This is a genomic window from Streptomyces brasiliensis (genome assembly GCF_014647875.1).
GTDB lineage: Bacteria > Actinomycetota > Actinomycetes > Streptomycetales > Streptomycetaceae > Streptomyces > Streptomyces brasiliensis.
Window position 1 is genome coordinate 81,254 of the sequence record NZ_BMQA01000015.1, and the last position, 20,846, is coordinate 102,099.

At 71.7% G+C, this 20,846-nt stretch carries 21 protein-coding genes and 3 pseudogenes; 8 read left to right on the forward strand and 16 right to left on the reverse strand.

The genetic code is table 11. From position 1 onward, the window contains the following. The first annotated feature begins 59 nt into the window (after positions 1-59). Positions 60-1,559 (forward strand): carotenoid oxygenase family protein, encoded by a 1,500-nt coding sequence (locus tag IEZ19_RS23150; protein ID WP_189313193.1) that lies wholly within the window; start codon positions 60-62, stop codon positions 1,557-1,559. A 28-nt stretch (positions 1,560-1,587) separates the two neighbouring features. Continuing rightward, positions 1,588-2,103, forward strand: coding sequence for a mycothiol transferase (locus tag IEZ19_RS23155; protein ID WP_189313194.1), 516 nt, complete (start codon positions 1,588-1,590; stop codon positions 2,101-2,103). Here IEZ19_RS23155 and IEZ19_RS23160 read toward each other — a convergent pair. The 8 genes and pseudogenes from IEZ19_RS23160 to IEZ19_RS23195 all read right to left on the reverse strand — a co-directional run bounded on the left by IEZ19_RS23160 (position 2,067) and on the right by IEZ19_RS23195 (position 8,671). Then, on the reverse strand, positions 2,067-3,155 hold the full coding sequence (locus IEZ19_RS23160; RefSeq protein ID WP_189313195.1) for an adenosine deaminase: 1,089 nt from the start codon (positions 3,153-3,155) through the stop codon (positions 2,067-2,069). The two genes, IEZ19_RS23155 and IEZ19_RS23160, sit on opposite strands and share 37 nt — an antisense overlap. Positions 3,156-3,197: 42 nt before the next feature. Beyond that, complete coding sequence (locus IEZ19_RS23165; RefSeq protein WP_189313196.1) at positions 3,198-3,593, reverse strand: VOC family protein; 396 nt, start codon at positions 3,591-3,593, stop codon at positions 3,198-3,200. A 95-nt stretch (positions 3,594-3,688) separates the two neighbouring features. After that, positions 3,689-4,618, reverse strand: coding sequence for a M48 family metalloprotease (locus tag IEZ19_RS23170; protein ID WP_189313197.1), 930 nt, complete (start codon positions 4,616-4,618; stop codon positions 3,689-3,691). Further along, a complete protein-coding gene (locus tag IEZ19_RS23175; protein WP_189313198.1) occupies positions 4,615-4,986 on the reverse strand; it encodes a BlaI/MecI/CopY family transcriptional regulator in 372 nt (123 codons plus the stop codon). The genes IEZ19_RS23170 and IEZ19_RS23175 overlap by 4 nt, the downstream gene beginning before the upstream one ends. A gap of 182 nt (positions 4,987-5,168) precedes the next feature. Then, the gene (locus IEZ19_RS23180; RefSeq protein WP_189313199.1) at positions 5,169-6,074 is read right to left on the reverse strand and encodes an aldo/keto reductase; all 906 of its coding nucleotides are present in this window, start codon (positions 6,072-6,074) and stop codon (positions 5,169-5,171) included. A 31-nt stretch (positions 6,075-6,105) separates the two neighbouring features. Next, positions 6,106-6,757, reverse strand: a pseudogene (locus tag IEZ19_RS23185) (chitinase). A 370-nt stretch (positions 6,758-7,127) separates the two neighbouring features. Next, the gene (locus IEZ19_RS23190; RefSeq protein WP_189313200.1) at positions 7,128-8,321 is read right to left on the reverse strand and encodes an RNA polymerase sigma factor; all 1,194 of its coding nucleotides are present in this window, start codon (positions 8,319-8,321) and stop codon (positions 7,128-7,130) included. Beyond that, a complete protein-coding gene (locus IEZ19_RS23195; RefSeq protein ID WP_189313201.1) occupies positions 8,321-8,671 on the reverse strand; it encodes a YciI family protein in 351 nt (116 codons plus the stop codon). Before IEZ19_RS23195 ends, IEZ19_RS23190 begins: the two co-directional genes overlap by 1 nt. Before the next feature lie 98 nt (positions 8,672-8,769). On the opposite strand from IEZ19_RS23195, the gene IEZ19_RS23200 reads away from it, so the two are divergent. Next, complete coding sequence (locus IEZ19_RS23200; RefSeq protein ID WP_189313202.1) at positions 8,770-9,720, forward strand: acyl-CoA dehydrogenase family protein; 951 nt, start codon at positions 8,770-8,772, stop codon at positions 9,718-9,720. A gap of 86 nt (positions 9,721-9,806) precedes the next feature. Here IEZ19_RS23200 and IEZ19_RS23205 read toward each other — a convergent pair. Both IEZ19_RS23205 and IEZ19_RS23215 read right to left on the reverse strand, forming a co-directional pair. Beyond that, a pseudogene (locus IEZ19_RS23205) lies at positions 9,807-10,271 on the reverse strand (acyl-CoA dehydrogenase); the annotation flags it as partial. 102 nt (positions 10,272-10,373) lie between these two features. Beyond that, positions 10,374-10,547, reverse strand: coding sequence for a DUF8839 family protein (locus tag IEZ19_RS23215; RefSeq protein WP_189313203.1), 174 nt, complete (start codon positions 10,545-10,547; stop codon positions 10,374-10,376). A 197-nt stretch (positions 10,548-10,744) separates the two neighbouring features. Between IEZ19_RS23215 and IEZ19_RS23220 the strand changes: the two genes are divergently transcribed. Beyond that, on the forward strand, positions 10,745-11,185 hold the full coding sequence (locus IEZ19_RS23220) for an SPW repeat protein (RefSeq protein WP_189313204.1): 441 nt from the start codon (positions 10,745-10,747) through the stop codon (positions 11,183-11,185). A 298-nt stretch (positions 11,186-11,483) separates the two neighbouring features. On the opposite strand, the pseudogene IEZ19_RS23225 reads toward IEZ19_RS23220, so the two are convergent. Together IEZ19_RS23225 and IEZ19_RS23230 are read right to left on the reverse strand one after the other, a co-directional pair. Next, positions 11,484-12,471: pseudogene (locus tag IEZ19_RS23225) on the reverse strand (APC family permease); the annotation flags it as partial. Positions 12,472-12,515: 44 nt separating this feature from the next. Then, positions 12,516-13,967: a hydrolase gene (locus tag IEZ19_RS23230; protein ID WP_189313205.1), complete on the reverse strand. Its 1,452-nt coding sequence runs from the start codon at positions 13,965-13,967 to the stop codon at positions 12,516-12,518. 215 nt (positions 13,968-14,182) lie between these two features. Here IEZ19_RS23230 and IEZ19_RS23235 point away from each other — a divergent pair, with 215 nt between their 5' ends. Beyond that, positions 14,183-14,446 carry a GlsB/YeaQ/YmgE family stress response membrane protein gene (locus IEZ19_RS23235; RefSeq protein ID WP_189313206.1) on the forward strand — a complete coding sequence of 88 codons (264 nt, stop codon included), beginning with the start codon at positions 14,183-14,185 and terminating at the stop codon, positions 14,444-14,446. A 428-nt stretch (positions 14,447-14,874) separates the two neighbouring features. Here IEZ19_RS23235 and IEZ19_RS23240 read toward each other — a convergent pair whose 3' ends face one another. Next, the gene (locus IEZ19_RS23240) at positions 14,875-15,651 is read right to left on the reverse strand and encodes a GNAT family N-acetyltransferase (protein WP_189313207.1); all 777 of its coding nucleotides are present in this window, start codon (positions 15,649-15,651) and stop codon (positions 14,875-14,877) included. Between the two features lie 15 nt (positions 15,652-15,666). Beyond that, entirely contained in the window at positions 15,667-16,092 is a 426-nt protein-coding gene (locus IEZ19_RS23245; protein WP_189313208.1) for a MerR family transcriptional regulator, read from the reverse strand. Between the two features lie 57 nt (positions 16,093-16,149). Between IEZ19_RS23245 and IEZ19_RS23250 the strand changes: the two genes are divergently transcribed. Together IEZ19_RS23250 and IEZ19_RS23255 are read left to right on the forward strand one after the other, a co-directional pair. Then, positions 16,150-17,436, forward strand: coding sequence for an MFS transporter (locus IEZ19_RS23250; RefSeq protein WP_189313209.1), 1,287 nt, complete (start codon positions 16,150-16,152; stop codon positions 17,434-17,436). Next, positions 17,430-17,912, forward strand: a complete 483-nt coding sequence (locus tag IEZ19_RS23255; protein ID WP_189313210.1) for a nucleoside deaminase — start codon at positions 17,430-17,432, stop codon at positions 17,910-17,912. The genes IEZ19_RS23250 and IEZ19_RS23255 overlap by 7 nt, the downstream gene beginning before the upstream one ends. Positions 17,913-17,915: 3 nt before the next feature. Here IEZ19_RS23255 and IEZ19_RS23260 read toward each other — a convergent pair whose 3' ends face one another. Next, positions 17,916-18,152 carry a GNAT family N-acetyltransferase gene (locus IEZ19_RS23260; RefSeq protein WP_373297040.1) on the reverse strand — a complete coding sequence of 79 codons (237 nt, stop codon included), beginning with the start codon at positions 18,150-18,152 and terminating at the stop codon, positions 17,916-17,918. A gap of 155 nt (positions 18,153-18,307) precedes the next feature. Further along, entirely contained in the window at positions 18,308-18,952 is a 645-nt protein-coding gene (locus IEZ19_RS23265) for a chaplin (RefSeq protein ID WP_189313211.1), read from the reverse strand. A gap of 264 nt (positions 18,953-19,216) precedes the next feature. Between IEZ19_RS23265 and IEZ19_RS23270 the strand changes: the two genes are divergently transcribed. After that, the gene (locus IEZ19_RS23270; RefSeq protein ID WP_189313212.1) at positions 19,217-20,818 is read left to right on the forward strand and encodes an alpha/beta hydrolase; all 1,602 of its coding nucleotides are present in this window, start codon (positions 19,217-19,219) and stop codon (positions 20,816-20,818) included. The last annotated feature ends 28 nt before the right edge of the window (positions 20,819-20,846 follow it).

Genomic DNA, 20,846 nt, shown 5'->3' on the forward strand with positions numbered 1-20,846 from the left:
GTCCGGCCGCCGCAGACTCGTGACCGTCCCGATGACGACCACGGTCTGGAGTACGGAAGATGGCGGAACACACACGACGGAGCGTGCTGCGCGGCGCGGCGGGGATCGCGGCGGCGGGCGCTCTCGTCGGCACGACGAACCTTCCGGCGGCGGCCCGGACCCGGGAATCGACGGATCGTCACTGTCCCTTTCTGGAGGGCGCGTTCATGCCCGTCACCGAAGAACTGACGGCCTTCGACCTGCCGGTCACCGGCCGTATCCCGCGCGAGCTGAACGGCCGGCTCCTGCGCAACGGCCCCAACGTGCTGGGACTCGAGGATCCCCGCGCCCACCACTGGATGCTCGGTGACGGCATGGTGCACGGGGTGCGGCTGCGCGACGGGCGGGCCGAGTGGTACCGCAACCGCTGGGTGCGCTCCTCCCAGGTGGCGAAGAAGCTCGGCGAGTTCTACCCGGGCCCCGTCCCGCCGGACGACTTCGCCTGCAACACACATGTGATCCCCTACCGGGGGAGGATCCTCGCGCTCCAGGAGAGCGGACCGCTGCCGTACGAGCTCGACGGCGAGCTGAACACCGTGGGCACGTACGACTTCCGGGGCACCCTGGAGGGCGCGTTCACGGCGCACACGAAGTACGACGCCGAGGCCGGTGAGCTGCACGCCCTCGCCTACTACCCGACCTGGGACCACGTCCGGCACCTCGTCGTGGACCCCTCGGGCCGGGTGGCGCGCACGACCCGGATCCCGGTGCCGGACGCGCCGATGATGCACGACTTCGCGCTCACCGCGAAGCACGTCGTCGTCTTCGACATCCCGATCACCTTCGATCCGGCGGCGGCCGAGCGCGGCGACCCGGTGCCGTACGTCTGGAACCGCCAACACCCCTCGCGGGTGGGCGTGATGCCCCGGACCGGGGGTGCGGTGCGCTGGTTCGAGGTGGATCCGGTCTTCTACTCGCACACCCTCAACGCGTACGACGAGGGGTCGTCCGTGGTCGTGGACGTCACGACGTACCCGGCGCCCTTCTACGCGGCCGGCCGTGGCACGGACGGACCGTCCGCGAACGGCACCGGCAGGCTCGAACGCTGGACGGTGGACCTGCGTCACGGACGTGTACGGCAACGGACACTGGACGACCGGCCGCAGGAATTCCCGCGCGTGAACGAGGCGTTGGTCTCCCGGCGCCACCGGTACGGCTACTCGGCCGCAGCCGCCGACATGTCGGTCGCGTATCTGACGACGGCGGACGGCAACCCGCCCGACCGCGCCTTCTCCAACGCGCTCATCAAGCACGACCTGCTGCGCGACAGCACCCAGGTGCACCGGCTGCCGAAGGGCGCGGCGGCGGGCGAGGCGGTGTTCGTGCCACGCGACCCGGCGGACCGGCGTGCGGCCGAGGACGACGGATACGCCGTCGCGTACGTCCACAACCCGGACCGCGGAGCCGCCGACCTGGTGATCCTCTCCGCGCTGGACTTCACCGGCGAACCGGTGGCCCGGGTGCATCTGCCGGGGAGGGTGCCGCTCGGCTTCCACGGGAGCTGGATTCCGGACGCGTGAGCGGCGTCGATGCGCGATGGTGGACGTCATGCATGCAAAGGACATCCTCATCGACGGCTACGGCCGTATCCAGGAAGAAGTCCACGCGGTCGTCGACGGCCTGGGCCCCGACGACCTCAACACCCGGCCCGCCCCCGACGCCAACTCCATCGCCTGGCTCGTCTGGCATCTCGCGCGGGTCCAGGACGACCACGTAGCCGACGCCTTCGGACTCGACCAGGTGTGGCTGGCGCAGGACTGGGAGAAGCGGTTCGGGCTCGGCCTGCCGCGGCACGACATCGGGTACGGGCACAGCGCGGCGAAGGTCGCCAAGGTACGGGTCGACTCCGCCGAGCTGCTGACCGGGTACTACGACGCCGTGCACGAGCAGACGCTCGGGGTACTGCGCGAGTTGGCCGCCAAGGATCTCGAACGCATCGTGGACGAGCGCTGGGATCCGCCGGTCAGCCTGGGCGTGCGGCTGGTCAGCGTCCTGTCCGACGACCTTCAGCACGTCGGACAGGCCGCCTACCTGCGGGGGCTGCTGCAGAGCGCGGCGGCGTAACCCGGCAGGATCACGTCCTCGATGAGGGCCCTGCGCTCGTCGAACGGGATGAACGCGCTCTTGACGGCGTTCACCGTGACCGTGCGCAGGTCCTCGAGACTCCAGCCGGCCTCCTCGACCAGCAGGGACATCTCCCGGGTCATCGTCGTGCCGGACACCAGCCGGTTGTCGGTGTTGAGGGTGACCCGGAAGCCGAGGTCCTTCAGGGCCGTGATCGGGTGCTCGGCGACGGAGGTCGCGCACCCGGTCTGCAGGTTGGACGTCGGACACATCTCCAGCGCGATACGGCGGTCGCGGACCCAGCCCGCGAGACGGCCGAGCTTGCCGTCGACGATGTCCTCGGTGAGACGCACACCGTGGCCGATGCGCTGGGCGCCGCACAGCCGGACGGCCTGGTGGATGCTGGGCAGGCCGTGCGCCTCGCCGGCGTGGATGGTGAAGGGCACGCTCTCGCGACGCAGATGTTCAAAGGCGTCCAGGTGGTCGGCGGCCGGGAAGCCGTCCTCGGCACCGGCGATGTCGAAGCCGACCACGCCGGCGTCACGGTAGGCGACGGCCAGGTCGGCGGCCTCGCGGACGCGGTCGAACATACGCATGCCGCACAGCAGGGTGCCGACGCGGACCGGCGTGCCCGCGGCGGCCGCCTTGGCCACGCCGGCGGCGAGGCCCTCCTGCACGGTCTCCACGACCTCGCTCAACGACAGCCCGCCCTTCGTGTTCAGCTCGGGGGCGTAGCGCACCTCGGCGTAGACGACGCCGTCGGCGGCGAGGTCGAGGACGTACTCCTCAGCCGTGCGCAGCAGGCCCTCGCGGGACTGCATCACGGCGAGGGTGTGCTCGAAGGTGGCTATGTAGCGGACCAGATCGCCGGAGTTGGCGGCGTCGAAGTACCAGGCGGCCAGCTCGTCGGGGTCGGTGGTGGGCAGGGTGTGGCCGACCGCGGCCGCAAGTTCGACGACGGTGGCGGGGCGCAGGCCGCCGTCGAGATGGTCGTGCAGGACGGCCTTGGGAAGCCGGCGGAGCGTGTCGGTGCCGATGCTGGGCGCGGTCATGGGCGTGGTTCCTCGGGCGATGGTGCGGTGGGTGTGGGTGGATCAGTGGGCTGCGGGCTGGAGGAGGTCCCAGCGGTTGCCGTAGAGGTCCTGGAAGACGGCGACAGTGCCGTACGGCTCGTGACGCGGCTCCTCCAGGAAGGCCACGCCGGCGGCGAGCATCCGGGCGTGCTCGCGGGCGAAGTCGTCGGTGTGCAGGAAGAAGCCGACCCGCCCGCCGGTCTGGTCACCGACCCGGGCGCGCTGGTCCACGTCCTTGGCCCGGGCGAGCAGCAGTCCGGTGCCGGTGCTCTCGGGACCGGGCTCGACGACGACCCAGCGCGAGCCGTCCGGCCGGGGCGTGTCCTCGGCGAGCCGGAATCCGAGGGCTTCGGTGTAGAAGCGGATCGCCTCGTCGTAGTCACCGACGACAAGGGTGACCAGGGCTACGCGTCGCATCGGGGCCTTTCGGTGAGAATCGACAGCGCGTGAGGTTATACGTAAAACGTAGCGGACGCCAGTTCCCTTCGGGCCGGCGCCGAGGGGGATTCCCGTCAGCCGCTTTCTTCGCCCTGTGCGACCTCCACCCGGTGGTGGAAGTCGAGCATCCCGGTCGTCGAGGCGAGGCAGGAGACGCCTGTGCAGGCGATCAGGAGCGCGGCGATCCAGGGGGCGGCACGGGGCGGGACGCGGGGGGTGGACAGGAGAGCCTGGACTCGGCGCGGGACAGGACCCGTCGCCGCGCCGGGGACGAAGTCGGGGCGCTCCATGCCGCCCGCCTGCCCGGCGAGGGCCGCGCGGGCGATGGCCCGTGCGGTCAGGCGCCGGTCGCCGACCGCGGTGGCGGCGGCCTCGTCGGCGGCCCGTTCGGCGGCGAGCCGGACGGTCGCGCGGACGCGGCGCAGCGCCGGGTGACAGTGGGCGGCCAGCTCCGCGGCGGCGAGGAAGTAGTGGTGGCCGCCGTCGTTGTGAGCGCGCTCGTGCGCGAACAGCGCCTCGCGTTCGGCCGCGTCCAGACTGCGCAGCATCGCGGTCGTGACGACGATGCGATGCGGCCGCCCGGGCAGCGCGTATGCGTCGGCCCGCGGTGAGTCGACCACGCACAGGTCGCCCGCGGCGGGCGCGCGCCCGGCCTCCGTACGCGCCGCGCGGAAGGCCCGGGTCTGGCGCAGCACCGAGCGCACCAGGGTCGCCGCGCACACGGCGAGCACACCGACGGAGGTCACGGCGGCCGGGACGACGAGGACGTCCGACGCGGTGTGGAGTGGGTGGACCAGCTCACCGAGGGCCGCGAAGACGGGCAGTTCGAGCAGCCCGGTGAGGACGAACGCGCCCAGCGCGGCCAGCGAGCAGACCGCGAGGACGACCGCGACGGCGATGATCGCCCACAGTGCCGTCATGGGCGCGAGCCGGTCCAGGGCGCGCCGAGCCAGCGCCGGCAGGGCGTACGGCAGCAGGAGGGGCAGGAGCAGCAGTGCCGTCATCGTTCACCGGGTTCGAGCAGGTCGCGCAGCACGCGCTCGTCGTCCGGGCTGAGCTGGGCGACGAAGCGGGCGAGCACCGTCTCCCGGTCGTTGTCGCGGTCGAGCTCGGTGTGCATCCGGCGGGCGGTGAGGCCCTGGGCGTCCTGGACCGGGAAGTAGGCGAAGCCGCGGCCCTGGCGGCACCGGCCCACCACGCCCTTGTCGTACAGCCGGGTCAGGATCGTGGTCACCGTGGTGCGCGCGAGGTCCGCGCCGAGGCTCTGCTGCACCTGGCCGGGCGTCTGCGGCACTCCGGCGGCCCAGAGGGCGGCCATGACGCTCGCCTCGAGCTCGCCGGCCGGCCGGCGTTCGTCCTTCGAGTCGGCCATGGGAACGTTCCTCACCCGTCTTCGTCCATCGTCCGGTGGACCGTCTACGCGATTGTAGTCAAACGGGTCGCCGCCGTACGGCGGTGCCCGCACGCCCATTATGGGAGAGGCCGTACGGGAGGGTTCCTGGCCCTGGCCGACGTCACCGCCGTACTGCCACCGAAGCCGGCCGGTCCGGCCGGTCAGCCGCTCTGCGTACGCAGCGTGTTCAGCCGGGCCAGCTCGCCCTCGGTGAGCCGCAGCGCGCCCGCGGCGACGTTCTCGACGAGGTGGTCGGGGTTCCCGGTGCCGGGGATGGCGAGCACATGGGCGCCCCGGTGCAGTGTCCAGGCGATCCTGACCTGGGCCGGGGTCGCCCCGTGTGCTTGGGCGACGGCCCGCACCTCGTCGTCGGCGTGGTCGGCGGCACCGTGGTCCCCGCCCTCACCGGCCACGGAGTAGAAGGGCACGAACGCGATGCCCCGTTCGCCGCAGATGCGCAGCATCTCGTCGTCGCCGGGCAGGGACAGGTCGAGCACGTACCGGTTCTGCACGCACACCACCGGGGCGATCTCCAGCGCCTCCTCGAGGTGGCGCGGCTGGACGGCGGAGATGCCGAGGTGCCGGACCAGGCCCGCCTCCCGCAGTTCGGCGAGGGCGCCGAAGTGCTCGGCGATGGAGTCCTGGCGCATCCTGCGCAGGTTGACGACGTCGAGGTGGTCGCGGCCGAGCTGGCGCAGGTTCTCCTCGACGTGGCCGCGCAGCTCGTCGGGCCGGGCCGAGGCGCCCCACTCGCCGCGGTAGTCGCGGTAGGGGCCGACCTTCGTGACGATGACCAGGTCGTCGGGGTACGGACCGAGCGCGCTGTTGATGATCTCGTTGGCCGAGCGCAGGGACGAGAAGTAGAAGGCGGCCGTGTCGATGTGGTTGACGCCGAGCTCGACCGCCCTGCGCAGCACGGCGATCGAACGTTCCCGGTCGCTCGGCGTCCCGTGGTGGAAGGCGGCACTGCCCGTCAGCCGCATCGCGCCGAAGCCGACGCGGTTGACGGTCAGGTCGCCGAGTTTCCAGCTGCCCGCGGCGTCCGCGGTGATCGCTCCGGAGGTCATCGGCGGAGTCTCGCACACGAGCGGCTCGACGTCAGCAGTAGAGGTTGCCGCCCGGTGAGACCCCGAGGATTCCCGAGAACCGCTGGTAGGCGTCGACGCGGCTCTGCACCTGGGCGGGGTTCTTGCCGTCGCACTCCAGGGAGCCGTTGATGGAGCGGACCGTCTGTCCGAAGCCCGCGCCGTCGACCATGGCGCCGTGACCGGTCATGGTGCCGGGGCCGGACTGGGTGTTCCAGTACCACAGGCCGGTCTTCCAGGCGACGGACGCGTCGTTCTGCACCTGGTTGGGGTTGTTGAGCAGATCGATGCCCAACGCATCGTCCGCCGCCTTGTAGTTGAAGTTCCAGCTGAGCTGGATCGGGCCGCGCCCGTAGTACGCCGCCTGTCCGGCCGGGCAGCCGTACGGCTGGCTCCAGTCGCAGTACGTCGGGTAGTTGGCCGTTTTCTGCTCGACCACGTACACCAACCCGCCCGTCTCATGGCTGACGTTGGCGAGGAAGGCCGCCGCCTCCTGCTTCTTCACCGTGTCGCTGCCGGTGTTCGCGAAGCCGGTAGGCGCTGAGCGCGGCGGTGAGGCCGCTGTAGGTGTAGAAGGAATTCCTGTTCGGGAACATCTGGTTGAACTGTGACTCGGTGACGACGAAGCCCGCGGCGGAGGCGGTGGGGGCTGCCTGGAACACCAGGGCGGTGCCTCCGAGGGCGAGCGAGGCCAGGAGCGCGGCTGTACGGCGCTTCACAGGGATCAACTCCTCTGCGGAGCACGGCCGCTCCCGACAAGGGCAGAGCGGAGCCGACCCTTGCGCGCACGCACCGGGAATCCCGGTCACGGCGGTGGGGGCGGCCGTGGTGGGGGGTGTGAAGCCACACTCAACTCCTTTGGTCTGTACCAGTCAAGAGTGTAGGCCAGTCCAATTGCGGGCGGAACCAAGACAGTTGGGCCGCGTGAGAGACCAGCACGTCGGCTTCGCCGTGCCGGCGGCGCAGCGGAGGCGGGGCGAGTCACGTCGGCCGAGGAGCGCGGGCGCGACGCCGAGCTCTCCGTGTGAGGGGCGCTCAGCGTATGAGGTCCCGTCGGCGGCGTGCGAGGTGGGCGCGTTCGGCGGGGCTCTCGGCGAGCACGATGGCCGCGTCGTACGCCCGTACGGCCTCGGTGTCCTGTCCGAGGCGCCGCAGCAGGTCGGCGCGTACGGCGTGGAAGACGTGGTAGCGGTCGAGGTCCAGCTCGTCCACGAGGGCGAGGGCTTCCTTCGGGCCGTCGGCCTCGGCGACCGCGACCGCCCGGTTGAGGGCGACGACCGGGCTCGGGGCGACGGCCATGAGCTGGTCGTACAGCCGCAGGATCTGTCCCCAGTCCGTGGCGTCCGCCGTCGGCGCGTCGCTGTGGACGGCGTTGATCGCGGCCTGGATCTGGTACGGGCCGGGCCGGCCGCGACGCAGGCAGCGCCGGACGAGCTGCTGTCCCTCGGTGATCAGGGCGCGGTCCCAGCGGGTGCGGTCCTGCTCGGGCAGGGGCACGAGGGTGCCGTCCTCGTCGGTGCGCGCGGGACGGCGTGCCTCCACGAGGAGCATGAGCGCGAGCAGGCCGGTGACCTCGGGTTCGTCCGGCATCAGGTCGGCGAGCAGACAGCCGAGCCGGACGGCTTCGGTGCACAGGCCGGGGTCGCCGGTGTAGCCCTCGTTGAAGATCAGGTAGACGACCGCGAGGACGCCGTTGAGCCGGTCGGGCAGGTCGGCGTCGCGCGGCACCCGGTACGGGATGCCCGCGTCGCGGATCTTGGCCTTCGCGCGGACGATCCGCTGGGCCAGGGTGGGCTCGGGCACCAGGAAGGCGCGGGCGATCTGTGCCGTGCCGAGCCCGCCGAGCAGGCGCAGGGTCAGGGCCACGCGGGCCTGGAGGGCGAGTGCGGGGTGGCAGCAGGTGAAGATCAGACGGAGCCGGTCGTCGCGCACGGGGCCCTCCTCGGCCGAGGCGTCGGGCGCGTACAGCCGGGCGGCCTCGGCGTGCCGCGCGTCCCGGGTGGACTCGCGGCGCAGCCGGTCGATCGCGCTGTTGCGGGCGGTGGTGATGATCCAGCCGGCCTGGCTGGGCGGCACACCGGTCTCCGGCCAGGTCCGGACGGCCGTGGTGAAGGCGTCCTGCACCGCTTCCTCGGCGAGGTCGATGTCGCTGAGGAAGCGGACCAGGACGGAGACCGCGCGCCCGTACTCGGCGCGGAAGGCGGCCTCGACGTCGGTGACGTCGGGCATCAGTGCTGGTCCACGAACGGCCGCACCTCGACGGGCAGGGTGGTGGCCAGCGCGGCCTTCCGCCCCCACTCCAGGGCGGCGTCCAGGTCGGGCGCCTGGATGAGGCACAGGCCGCCGAGGTACTCCTTGCCCTCGGCGAACGGCCCGTCGGTGATCAGCACGTCGCCGCCCTTCGGACGCAGCACGCTCGCGGTCTCCGGGTCGTGCAGCCCGCCCGCGAAGACCCACGCCCCCGCGTCGCGCAACTCCTGGCCGAAGGCCTCGACGTCGCGCATGATCGCCGCGAGCTCGTCGGGCGCGGGCGGGCGGCCGCCCGCCGGATGGACCACGCTGAGCAGGTAGTGCTTCATGACGTCCTCCCTGGCGTCGCTGCGTTCTCTCACCTCCTACACGAAGGACACACCCCCGGATCGACATCCCGCCCCGGCGGATCGGAAGAATCTTCCGCGTGACCCTCTCCGCACACCCCCTCGTCATCCGTGCCCGGCAGCTCGCCGACGACCTCCTCGCCCCCGATGCCGAACGCGTCGACCAGGAGGGCGTCCCCGCAAGCCACCTCGAGGCGATCGGACGTGGGGCGTGCTGCTCGACCTGGTTCGTGCAGACGCAGCACCACACACCGGTGCAGACCCTGGCGGCCGGCGAACTTCCCGTGCGGGAGCGCCTGTTGGGCCCGCTGGCGCGGGGCGAGCTGCTGTCCGGGGTGGCCTACGCGCATCTGCGTTCCCATCCGCGCACCCCGGTACGGGTCCGCCGGGAGCGGGGCGGATGGCGGTTCGACGGGACCGTGCCCTGGTACACCGGGTGGGGCCTGAACGACGTCATGCTGCTGGCCGGGGTGACCGAGGCCGACGAGGCCCTGTTCGCCTTCACGGAGGCACGGGAACAGCCCGGCCTGCGGGCGTCGGAGCCGATGCGGCTGGCGGCGCTCACCGCGTCCCGCACGGTGTCGCTGGAGCTGGACGGGCTGTGGCTGCCTCAGGAGGCGGTGGCGCTGCGCATGCCCATCGAGCGGTGGGCCGCCTCCGACCGTCCCAAGACCCGCAACGCCAATCCGGCGGTCTTCGGCGTCGCCCGAGCAGCACTCGCCCTGCTGGACGATGCCACGGCCGAACCGCTGCGCACCCGTCTGTCAGAGGTTCGCAAGGCGGCCTACACCCTGGCCGACCATCCGGTCCCGCACGAACACGCCGAGGAGCGACTGGCGCTCAGGGCACAGGCGTACGACGTCATGCGGACCGCCACCACCGCGGCGGTGGTGGCCGGGGGCGGGCGCTCGATGGCCCTGACGAGCCGGGCCCAGCGGCTGGCGCGCGAGGGCCTGTTCCTGCTGGTGCAGGGCCAGACCGCGGAGTCGCGCGAGGCGCATATGAACTCCCTTGTCGGCCGGACCGGTTGAGCCTGCTCGGCGATCAGCGCCTGCCCAGGATCCGGCGTGCGACCAGGTGCGAGCCGACCGTGGCCGCCGCAGCGAGGCCCAGTCCCCGCGCGGCGTCGAACGGCCGGGCGGGGTGCAGCCCGCAGGAGCGCGTCCGACGCCCTTGCCCGGAGGGCGAGTTCACCGAAGCGCCGGATCGGCAGGGGGTCCTCGGCAGCGGCCTCGCAGCCGCTCTCGAACCAGGGGCGGCTCTTGGTCCGCACGAACTCGGCGGTTGCCGCGAGCGCTCCCCGGGCGATTCCGGCGTCGTTGGCCGCCTGCAGCAACTGGGCGACGGTGCAATGGAGTTGGGGGCCATCGAAGGTGAGGTGATGCGGCAGGACCCGGTCGGCCGGCACCGGGGCCGCGTCGAGGCGGACGGTGCCGCTGGCGGTCGTGCGCCGGCCCATGCCGTCCCAGTCGTCGATCACGGTGACGCCGGGGGCGTCGCGGGGCACGTATGCGACGTGCAGCCTGTCGTCCACGGCGCGGGCCAGGACCGGGATCCAGTCCGCGAAGAGGGCGCCCGTGCTGCAGCGCCGCCGGACCGATTCGGTGCCGCGGGCGGCGCGTGACCTGCACGAGGCGTTCGTGCGCCGGGCGCGCCACTTCGGCGGCACGCTGCCCGCGTGACGTTACGCGGCCTCCTCCTGAGCGGTGTCCACCACGACGAGGAACGCGTCGGACCTCAGGTCCATCACGACCGTCGCCGGTTCGCCCTCGGCCCGGCAGCGCGCCGCGTACTCCTCCGCCGGCCAGGACCCGCGCGGCGCCCCCGCCGGAAACCGCTCCAACACCTTCGTACGCATCGACGTGGACTCCTTCCGAGTCACGCACGGTCGGCCTCGACTCACCGTCCGCCTGCCCGGATTCGGCCGGTCCATGTCGGGCCGTACAGCACGGGCCACTACACATAAAGATGAAATAAGCGCAGAATGGGCCTACGCGGCTCTTACCGCATACCGCACCAGACGCGGTCAGGCCTGCAAGTCGAAGGAGACGAGATATGGCCAACGTCTCACACACCAGAGGTGACATATCGAGCCACCCTGATGTCTCCGAAATGCGGGAACGCTACGCCCGCATGCTCGGCGGTCGTGATGTGTCGCTGTTGGACGGACCGGTGTTCCTGCTCGGTCTCTACTGCGCGGCATCCCCGTGGATCGTGCACTACACGACGAGCCAGCCCGCGCTCGTGACCCACAACCTGATCGTGGGCATAGCGATAGGGCTGCTGGCCCTGGGATTCACGAGGGCCCCCGAGAGGATGTACGGCCTCAGCTGGGCCATGTGCGCGATGGGTGTCTGGATGATCATCGCGCCGTGGATCGTGGGCAGCAGCCCCGACGCCGGGGTCGTGATCAACAACGTCGTCATCGGCGCGCTGGCCGTGATCCTCGGTCTGATCTGCGCCGGTACGGCGGCCAAGAGCGCACCCACGGCCTGAGGACCCCGCTCCTGGAAGGGAGGACGCGGGGCCGGCCGCAGGATGCGGGCCGGCCCCGCCGTGCGCCGGGGCGACCCGGCAGAGGGGGTTGCGCAGGCGCTTGCGTGCATGCGACCGGAGGCCGGGGCAACCCGGGCGGCCTGTCCCGCTGGACAAGAGCCGTGTCGCCGGGTGCCCGCTCAGGACGGCCACGAGGCGCTCGGCAGAGACGTCCGTGGGCCAAGGGCGGAGCGCCACCGTGCGGTACGGCTGTCCGGCTGCACTTCACGGGTAGCGCCGCCCGGACCGTCGGCGACGCTCAGGCCCCCGCCGGCTCCGCGTCCGGCGTCGGCACGGTGACGTACTCCTCGCTGATCTCCCGCTCCCCGAACGGCCACACCTTCTCCAGCCGGGCCCAGATCACGAACGCCACGCAGCCCAGGGCCAGCCATGCCAGGGACCACTCGATGGGGTGGCGGCCCGGGGAGTTCTTGTCGGCGTACCCGTAGATCACGCACCAGCCGACGAAGGCGACGATGCTGGGCAGCGGGTAGAGCCACATCCGGTACGGTCGCCGTAGCGTCGGCTGCCGCCGGCGCAGGACCGACAGGGCCACGATCTGGGCCAGCGCCTGGACGATCACCATCACCGTGGTGAGCAGCTGGATCAGGGTCGCGAGGTCCGTGTGACGGCCGATGAGGAAGCCGATCGCGGTGATCACGCCCATCGTGGCGAGGCCCAGCATCGGGAAGCGGTGCTTCGGGTGCAGCTTCTCGTACGGCCGGAAGAAGACATGGTCGCGGGGCCGCGTCGTACGGTACCCGCGAGCCGCCGAGCAGCCCCGCGAACACCGAGGCGAACGCCGTGATCAGGATCAGCACGGTGACCGTGTCGGCGGCGCCCTTCCCCCAGGTCTCCTCGAGGACCGCCGAAGCGACGGAGGTCGAGGCGATGTCGCCCGGGTCCGTCATGCGGTGCCAGTCGACGACGCCGAGCGTGCCGATCTGCAGCAGCAGACAGATCGCCATGATGCCGAGGATCGAGAAGAGGATGGAGCGCGGCAGCGTACGGCCGGGTTCCTTGATCCCGGCACCCATGTAGGCCGTCGTGTTGTAGCCGAGGTAGTCGTAGATGCCGATCGTCAGGCCCGCGGCGAAGCCGAGCCAGAAGTGGTCGCTCGTCAGGTCGAAGGCGTGCGCCGGGTAGGTGAAGGCCAGGTGTGGGCTGAAATCGGTGGCCGCGGCGACGATCACGAGGAGCACCGACGCGATCATCACCGTCCACATCACACACGGTGCCGGCGCGATGACCGGCGAGGGGGTGGGCCGCGCATCGGCTCACCCCCGTACGGTCAGCTCACGTTGAGCGCCGTGTCGTCGATGACGAACGACGTCTGGATCTGGGAGCCCTCGGTGCCGGTGAACTTGATGGTCACGGTCTGCCCGGCGTAGCTCGCGAGGTTGAAGCTGCGCTGGGTGTAACCACTGGCGGCGTCGAGGTTGGAGTAGGTCGCCAGGGTGCTCAGGACGGAGCCGGAGCCGTTGAGAACCTGCACCGTCAGCTTGTCGTACGCGGTGCTGGTGGTGGTCTCGTCCGTGTCGATGTGCAGATAGAAGCTCAGGTTGGCGGACGTGCACCCGGACGGGATGGTCACCGACTGGGAGAGCGTGTCGGTGTGTGCGCTGGCGTAGCCGTCCAGCCAGGCGTAGTAGGAACCGCTGCGGGGCGACTCACCACTGGTGTTGGTGATCACGCCGCTGCTGGCGCTCCATGTGCTGTTGCCCGACTCGAATCCGCTGTTGCCGAGGAGCTGGGCCGCGGTGCAGGTGCCGCCACCTCCACCGCCTCCGTCACCGGTGCCCGAACCGGCCAGCCAGGCAGTGGCGTTGAGGGCCAGGGCCGCGTTGGTGGCGCCGGTGTCGTTCCAGCCGTCGTACAGGGTGTTGCCGGACTGGCCGGTGCCGTCGTCGATCGGCGAGCTGTCGCCCCAGAAGGCGACACGGCCGCTGCCGAAGGTGCTGGTGGCGAAGAACGCGCCGGTGTTGCCGGAGTAACCGGAGCGGTAGACCAGGCCCTTGACGCCGGCGTTGTCGGCCGGCTTGAGGGTGGCCGTGGTGCCGTTGGCGATGAGGCTCTTGGTGACGTTGCCGAAGGAGCCGTGCAGCACCGGGTTGGTGCTGTCGCTGATGGCGGCCGGGTAGCCGGACGTGATGTTCAGCGCGTCGATCGAGAAGCCGAACGGGTCGGTGGAGTCGACGCTGTTGTTCGACATCAGGTCGTTCAGGATCGCGACCGCGTCCTTGCCGTCGTTGTTGCGGTCGGCACCGGTGTGGTCGGAGATCATGAAGAGGCCGCCGCCGTTCTTCACGAAGTTCATGATGGCCGTCTTCTCGGCCGACGTGAACAGCGTGTTCGGCTCGGGCAGCACCAGCGTGTCGAAGTTCGACAGGTCGGTCGATGCCGAGCCGCCGTAGCTCAGGCTCGAGCCCGAGGGCAGTGTCTTCAGGCTGTAACCGCCGGCCTTCTGCAGGGCGACGCCCCAGGACGAGAGGGCGCCGGTCCAGTCCGTCTCGGCGTTCGGCGTGGAGTCCTGACCGAGCGGGTCGGGCTGGCTGGTGGAGATGATCCAGTCGGCGTTGCCGGCCGTCTCGGCGTGGGCGTTGTCGAACAGGATGCGGTGGGTGGTGGCGGCGTGGGCTGGGGTGGCACTCGTGCCGACCTGGAGGGCAGCTCCCGTGGCGAGCAGTCCGAAACCGGCGAGGGCAGTGGTGAGTCTGCGACGGAACCTTCTGGATCCGAGCATCCGGCGAACCTCCGTGAGTGGGGTCGAGGCGGTGCGGGCGCCAAGTCTGCGCGCGTAGAACCGGGTTGAGGGTTCTACACGCGTCGATAGATTGAAAGGTACATGGCATGACTGGCCGGTGAACAGAAAGACCGGGCAATACCCGGAACGGAGTGCATCCGGTTACAGCGGGCAGAAGGGACGACAGCGGGGAACTCGTCCTGGAGGGGGCGCAGATGGAGATCTCAGGCATCGTCAGTGCCGTCGTCATCGGCATCGTCATCGGTGTGCTCGGACGCCTGGTCGTACCCGGGCGGCAGCGCATCGGCTTCCTGCTGACGATCGTCGTGGGCATCGTCGCAGCGCTGCTCGGCTCGGCGATCGCCGCCGGGTTCGGGGTCGCCGAAACCAAGGGGCCGGACTGGATCGAGTGGTTCATCCAGATCGGGCTGGCGGCGGTGGGAGTCAGCGTGCTGGATCGGGCGCGGTCGCGGCGCTGAGGAGCGGGCGGCGGGCTCGGCGCCCACCTGCTCCGGAGCGGCGCCGACGTGCCCTGGACGGCGGCTGCCGGCCGTGGAGCGGCGTCCGCCTCCCTCACAGGGCCTCCGCCCACGATCCACTCGGCGCCTGTCTCCCCTGGTTGCTCGCCCGACTTCCCTGAGGTGGAGCCCACTCGCCGTCGCGGGCCCGCCGCACGCGGCTCCCCGCTGCGTGCGGCGGGCCCGGTGCCTCGACCGGGTGTCCTGGTGCCGGAGAGTATGGACACCGCGGGAGGCGGCTCCCCCCGAGGGCGCGCTGCGCGGTGCGCCCCACGCCACCAGCATCGCAGCGAACTCCCGGCGCGCGCCCGGGGCCAACCGGCCCTCGGCGCCGGTCCGATCGGCCCACACCGGCGCAGGGTGTGCGGTACGGCGTCCCGAACCGATCGTCAGACCGTGTGGACGTACGGCGTCGTGGTGCTCAGCGGCTGGAAACCCAGGCGTTCCAGAATGGGGCGGCTCTGGGGCATGGCGTCGACCTGGAGGTAGCGGTAGCCGCGGGCCGCGGCGGCGCGTGCGCGATGGGCGACCAGGGCACGGTAGAGGCCCCGGCCCCGCCAGCCCTCGACGGTGCCGCCGCCCCACAGCCCGGCGAACCGCGTGCCGGGCACCAGCTCCATGCGGGCGGCGCTGACCGGCTCGTCGCCGGCAAGCGCCACCACCGCGACGACGGTGACCGGGTCGGCGGTGAGCCCGGCGAGCAGTTGATGGCGCAGCCGCGTCCCGTCCGTGCTGAAGGCCTTCTCGTGCACATCCACCACGAGGTCGACACCCGCCGCATCGGTGGCGGTCACGATGCGGACGCCGGCGGGTGGTTCGGCGTCGAGGGTCAGCGCGGCGACCTCACCGACGAGCAGCGTCTCCTCGGGCTCGGCCGTGAAGCCGGCGGCGGTGAGCCGCTTGCCGAGGTCGACCGGGCGGTCGTGGCCGTAGAGCTTCCACTCGAAGTCCAGGCCGAGGCCGGTGAAGTGGGCCATCTGGTCGGCGATCGCCGCGTCCGCGGTCGACTCGTCCAGTGCGGACCAGACGACGCCGTTCCAGCCGTGGGCGCCGGCGACCTGGCGCACCACGTCCCCAGTGCGTTCGACCCGGGCCCGGGGGCCGTCGGGCCGGGCGCCCTCGCGTATGTCACGGTCGTAGAGGGCGAGCACAGTGGCATGTTCCATGCGCCCACTCCAGCATCACGGACCGTACCGGGCAACGGGTTTACCGTTCGATCCGGTCGTCGGACCCCTGTCGGCCGGCCCCTCCTCCACGGCCGCCAGATAGGCGCTGAGCCGGTCGCGGTTGCGGGCCAGGCAGTCGATGCGGGCCTGAATGCGCTCGAGGTGGGCGTGCAGCAGCGCGGCCGTCTCCGGGGTCACGCACGCGGCGGGCGGATGGATCTCGTCGGGGCCCGAGAGGTACGGCAGAACGGCGCGGATCATCTCGGTGGTGAGGCCGGCGTCGAGAAGGCCGCGGATCTGCTGGACGTCCCGGACGGCCGTCTCCGCGTAGGAGCGGTAGCCGTTGTCGGCGCGTCCGGGGTGCAGCAGGTCCTGTTCCTCGTAGTAGCGCAGCAGGCGGGTGGGGACGCCGGTACGGCGCGAGAGTTCGCCGATCCTCATGAGTACCTCCCTGCCGCCTTGACCTTCACACTGATGTGAGGGTCCGAGCATGGTCGCATGTCCACCGTTTCCCTGGTCAAGGGCGCACCCGCGTCCGCGCGGCTGCCGTGGCCGGGGCTCCTCGCCCTGTCCGCTTCCGCCTTCACCGCCGTCATGACCGAACTGCTCCCGGCCGGCCTGCTGCCCTCGATGGCGCCGGCGCTGGGCGTCCCCGAGTCCCGGGTCGGCTTTCTGGTGACCGGCTACGCGGCCGCCTCTTTCCTGGCCGCCGTCCCGGTCACCGCGGCCCTGCGCGGCCTGCCCCGGCGGCCGGTGCTCGTCGGCGCGCTGTTGGGGTTCGCGTGCGCCGACGCGCTGGTCGCGCTGTCGTCGTCGTACGTGCTCACCTTCGGGGCTCGGCTCGTCGCCGGGGCGACGGGCGGCACATTGTGGGCGATGCTCGTCGGGTACGCGGCCCGGATGGTGCCGGCCGAGCGACGCGGCCGGGCGATCGCGATCGTGCTGGCCGGGATCACCCTCGCACTCGCGGCGGGTGTGCCCGCCGGGACGGTGCTGGCCGGTGCGCTCGGCTGGCGAGCGGCCTTCGCGTCCCTGGCCGCTCTCGCCCTGCTGCTGGCGGGCTGGGTGCGGTGGCGGGTGCCGGCATTCCCGGGTGAACCGCCGCACGGGCGCGTGCCGTTCGTCCGGGTCGCCCTGCGGCCGGGGATCCGTCCGGTGCTGTCCGTGACGCTGTTCCTGCTGCTGGGGCACCAGGTGATGTACACGTACGCCGTCCCGTTCGCGGCGCACGCCGGCTTCGGCCGTACGGGACCGCTGCTCGCGGTGTTCGGTACCGCCACGGTCGCCGGGATCTGGCTGACCGGGGAGCTGGTCGACCGGTGGCTGCGCGGCACGCTGCTCGCCGCACTGACGCTCTTCGCGGCCGTGCTGGTGGCGCTCGGCCTCGCGGCCGGCACGCCCGCCGTGCTGCTCGGCGCGGTCGCCCTGTGGGGCGTGGCATTCGGCTGGGCGCCGACGCTGATCCAGACCGCGCTGGTCGACGTCTCGGGACCGGCCGACGCGGATGTGGCGACATCGCTGCAGACGACGGTGTACAACGCGGGCATCGCCGGCGGATCGCTGGTGGGCGGTCTGGCGCTGGGCGGTCCGGGACCGGCCGCCCTGCCCTGGACCGCGCTGCCGTTGGTCACCGTCGGGCTCGTCACGGTGGCGGTGGGGCGCCGGTACGCCTTTCCGGCCGTACGCCGTTCGGGGCGGACGCGGCGTGCCCTGGCCGCGGCGGCTCCGCGGCCCGTAGCGTGCGCCCGGAACCGTGCCGGAAGTGAGGGGCGTACGCCATGGTGAAGGAGACCGAACTGCGGTATCTGCGCCGCTGCGTGGAGCTGGCGGCCGAGGCGCTCGAGGCGGGTGACGAGCCGTTCGGGTCGGTGCTGGTCGCCGGGGACGGCACCGTGCTCGCCGAGGACCACAACCGGGTGGCTTCGGGGGACGGCACACGCCACCCGGAGTTCGAGCTGGCCAGGTGGGCCGCCGCCCGTCTGACCGCGGACGAGCGGGCGGCGGCGACCGTCTACACCTCCGGAGAGCACTGCCCGATGTGCGCGGCCGCGCACGCCTGGGTGGGGCTGGGCCGCATCGTGTTCGTCGCCTCGTCCGAGCAACTCACCGGGTGGATCGCCGAGTTGGGGGTGCCCGCGCCGCCGGTGCGGGCGCTGCCGGTGAACGAGGTCGCGCCCGGGGTGCTTGTCGAGGGCCCGGTGCCGGAGCTGATCGAGGACGTGCACGCGCTGGTCCGGCGCTGGCACGGGGCGACGGACTGAACGTCAGCCGAGTTCGAGGGTGGTGACGCCGTACACGCGCTGCGTAGGCACGCACCGGGCCCGTGTACAGGCGGGCCGTCTCGAACAAGGCGGTGAATCCCGCGTCTTCGGCGAGGGCACGCCCGCCCGGTTCGTCTCGGGCACGTCGATGGCGACGTCGCTCCCGGCGAACTCGCGCTTGAGGGCGGCGAAGAGGGCGTGCGCGTCGTCGGCGGTTTCCGCAGCATCCTTGCCGATCACCGGGGACCCGGCACGCCTGGATCGAGCCGTCGGAGAACGCGGACAAGCCTTCTTCACGAGCCAGTTGTGGCTCCGCACGGCCGGCCGCTCCCGGGCAGACGGAGACCCCACCGGTCGGGCAGCCCGGTGGGGCCGTACGGGGTGCCGGGGCCGGCTCAGTGCTCCGGGCGGGGGCGGAAACGCCGGTAGAGGGCCGTCCCGGTGAGCAGGAACGCGGCACCCGCGGCCACGGCGGGGACGGTCGCGTCCGTTCCCGTGTGGGCGAGCACGGACGTGGCCTGCGGCGGGACCGTGCGGGTCACCGGCGAGGCCGGTGCCCTCGGCGGGGCGGTCGGCGTCGGGGTGGGAGTCGCCGGGTGGCCGCCGGAGTGGTCGACCGAGGTGTTGCCGTGCGCCGGGTTGCCGATGCCCGCCACGTTCAGGCCGTTGCCGCTCACGTTCACCGGGACATCCACCGGCAGCTGGATACCGTTGCCGGAGAGCACACCGGGAGAATCCTTTCCGGCGCTGTGCGCCGTCGCTCCGCCCGACCAGGAGGATCCCCCGCCGCCGGACCGGCCACCCTCGTTGGCGCAGCTGTTGCCCGCGGCCGGATTGAGGAGCCCCACCACGTTCACGGTGTTCCCGCACACGTTCACCGGAACGTGCACCGGGAGCTGGATGGAGTTGCCGGAGATCAGCCCGGGCGAGTCGGCCGCGGAGCCGTCCGCGGCCGAATCGGCGAACGCCGTCCCGGCAACGGCCATCGCCCCCGAAGCGGCGGCGACGGCGATCACACCGTTACGGGTAACCCGTTTCATAGGTTCCCTGCCTTCCAGACATGGTCACGGGCACTCGCCCGCACCGGATAAAACGCCTCTGAGCCATCCGGGTTATGGCCGATCGGCATTTCACCCCATCGGGCGACAGTGTTATCGAACCAGTCGTAAAACCATCGGATACGCACCGATCGCACGGGGACGGCCTCTGGCACTGCCCGCCTCTGGAGGCGGGCCCCGCAGGGCCCGCATATGGTGAGCGAGGGCACTGCCCCGGTCCGCAGCAGGGCGTCCCTGGAGGCATCGATGCTGGCCAAGCTGTCCACACGGCCCGCCGTCCGGCGCTGCGCGGGCTCCGGAGTCCTCGCCCTGGCGCTGCTCGGGGCCGGGTTGCCCGCGGCCGGCGCGGCCGAGCCGCCCGAGCCCGATCTGACCCGCTTCTACCGCCAGAAGGTCACCTGGTCGGCGTGCACCGGCAGGGCCGCGCCCAAGGACATGCAGTGCGGCAAGGTGACTGTCCCGCTCGACTACGCACGGCCCGGCGCCGGCACCATCGACATCGCCCTGGCCCGCTACCGGGCCACGGGGAAGTCGCAGGGTTCCGTACTGCTGAACTTCGGCGGCCCGGGCGGCCCCGGCATCAGCACGCTGGCCGCCGCCGGCAAGGACTACATGGGGCTGACCAACGGCTACGACGTGGTCACCTTCGATCCGCGCGGCGTCGGCCGCTCCTCCCCCGTCAGCTGCGGCGAGGGCGGCGACGAGGATTCCTCGCAGACTGCCGAGGTGACGCCGGACGCGAGCGATCCGCAGGCGATCCTCGAACTGCTGCAGAAGGCGGCCGCCCTGTGCGCCGCCCACTCCGGGCCGGTCCTGCCCCACATAGGCACCGTGAACGCTTCCCGCGACCTGGACGTCATACGCCAGGCCCTCGGCGACAAGAAGCTCAACTACCTGGGCTTCTCCTACGGCACCCGGCTGGGCGCGGTGTACGCGGCCCAGTTCCCCGGCAAGGTGGGGCGGATGGTCCTGGACGGGGTGGACACCTTGACCGAACCGCTGTCCGAGCAGGGGCTGGCGAGCGCCGCGGGGCAGCAGACGGCGCTGGACGGCTTCCTGGACTGGTGTGTGCAGGACGTCGGCTGCCCGTTCGGTCAGGACCGGCGCAAGGCCGGTGAACAGGTGGTCCAGCTGGTGCACTCGCTCGACGCGAACCCGGTGCCGAAGAACGTCGGCGGCGAGTTCTCGGACCAGGACCTGGTGGGCGCCATCGGGCAGGGCCTCTACAGCCAGGAGATGTGGCCCTCTCTGGAACGTGCCCTGGCCATGCTGATGGAGGACGGCGACACGAGCAAGGTGGCGGCCTTCGCGTCCGGCGGCATGGCACCGTGGCGTGCCGGCGGCGGGCTGGTGAACGAGGAGGACGTCCCCGTCGACAATCTGACGGCTGCGCTGATGGCGATCAACTGCGCGGACGACCCCGACCGGCTCGACGCCGGTCAGATCAAGAAGGAGATCGGCCGGCTGCGTGCCGACTACGAGCGGGCCTCACCGGTCTTCGGCCGGCACCGCCTCAGCGAGGTCCTGATGTGCTACGGCCGCCCGAAGGGCACCGACTTCATCCGCGACAGGGTCAAGGACCTCCACTCGGCGAAGATCCTCCTCGTGGGCACGCGCGGGGATCCGGCCACGCCGTACCGCTGGGCCGAGGAGACGGCGAAGCGGCTCGGCCCGTCGGCCGTGGTGCTCGACAACAAGGGCGAGGGCCACACCGGCTACATGTCCTCGAAGTGCGTGCACCGCAAGGTCGACGACTTCCTGCTGTACGGCTCCCTGCCGGCGAACGGCAGCTCCTGCGGGCCGGACGGGAGCCACTGGGACTCCGTCGCGAAATCGACCAGGGGCTGACAGAAGGCGCAAGCAGGCGACCGGCGTG

What these genes read in the sequence shown, in the direction of transcription:
- IEZ19_RS23160 (WP_189313195.1), bottom strand. Translation starts at nt 3,155, where the DNA reads ATGACCGCGCCCAGCATCGGCACCGACACGCTCCGCCGGCTTCCCAAG.
- IEZ19_RS23250 (WP_189313209.1), top strand. Translation starts at nt 16,150, where the DNA reads ATGTCCACCGTTTCCCTGGTCAAGGGCGCACCCGCGTCCGCGCGGCTG.
- IEZ19_RS23165 (WP_189313196.1), bottom strand. Translation starts at nt 3,593, where the DNA reads ATGCGACGCGTAGCCCTGGTCACCCTTGTCGTCGGTGACTACGACGAG.
- IEZ19_RS23170 (WP_189313197.1), bottom strand. Translation starts at nt 4,618, where the DNA reads ATGACGGCACTGCTGCTCCTGCCCCTCCTGCTGCCGTACGCCCTGCCG.
- IEZ19_RS23195 (WP_189313201.1), bottom strand. Translation starts at nt 8,671, where the DNA reads ATGAAGCACTACCTGCTCAGCGTGGTCCATCCGGCGGGCGGCCGCCCG.
- IEZ19_RS23215 (WP_189313203.1), bottom strand. Translation starts at nt 10,547, where the DNA reads ATGCGTACGAAGGTGTTGGAGCGGTTTCCGGCGGGGGCGCCGCGCGGG.
- IEZ19_RS23180 (WP_189313199.1), bottom strand. Translation starts at nt 6,074, where the DNA reads ATGACCTCCGGAGCGATCACCGCGGACGCCGCGGGCAGCTGGAAACTC.
- IEZ19_RS23235 (WP_189313206.1), top strand. Translation starts at nt 14,183, where the DNA reads ATGGAGATCTCAGGCATCGTCAGTGCCGTCGTCATCGGCATCGTCATC.
- IEZ19_RS23255 (WP_189313210.1), top strand. Translation starts at nt 17,430, where the DNA reads ATGGTGAAGGAGACCGAACTGCGGTATCTGCGCCGCTGCGTGGAGCTG.
- IEZ19_RS23190 (WP_189313200.1), bottom strand. Translation starts at nt 8,321, where the DNA reads ATGCCCGACGTCACCGACGTCGAGGCCGCCTTCCGCGCCGAGTACGGG.
- IEZ19_RS23175 (WP_189313198.1), bottom strand. Translation starts at nt 4,986, where the DNA reads ATGGCCGACTCGAAGGACGAACGCCGGCCGGCCGGCGAGCTCGAGGCG.
- IEZ19_RS23155 (WP_189313194.1), top strand. Translation starts at nt 1,588, where the DNA reads ATGCATGCAAAGGACATCCTCATCGACGGCTACGGCCGTATCCAGGAA.
- IEZ19_RS23270 (WP_189313212.1), top strand. Translation starts at nt 19,217, where the DNA reads ATGCTGGCCAAGCTGTCCACACGGCCCGCCGTCCGGCGCTGCGCGGGC.
- IEZ19_RS23150 (WP_189313193.1), top strand. Translation starts at nt 60, where the DNA reads ATGGCGGAACACACACGACGGAGCGTGCTGCGCGGCGCGGCGGGGATC.
- IEZ19_RS23245 (WP_189313208.1), bottom strand. Translation starts at nt 16,092, where the DNA reads ATGAGGATCGGCGAACTCTCGCGCCGTACCGGCGTCCCCACCCGCCTG.
- IEZ19_RS23265 (WP_189313211.1), bottom strand. Translation starts at nt 18,952, where the DNA reads ATGAAACGGGTTACCCGTAACGGTGTGATCGCCGTCGCCGCCGCTTCG.
- IEZ19_RS23220 (WP_189313204.1), top strand. Translation starts at nt 10,745, where the DNA reads ATGGCCAACGTCTCACACACCAGAGGTGACATATCGAGCCACCCTGAT.
- IEZ19_RS23230 (WP_189313205.1), bottom strand. Translation starts at nt 13,967, where the DNA reads ATGCTCGGATCCAGAAGGTTCCGTCGCAGACTCACCACTGCCCTCGCC.
- IEZ19_RS23240 (WP_189313207.1), bottom strand. Translation starts at nt 15,651, where the DNA reads ATGGAACATGCCACTGTGCTCGCCCTCTACGACCGTGACATACGCGAG.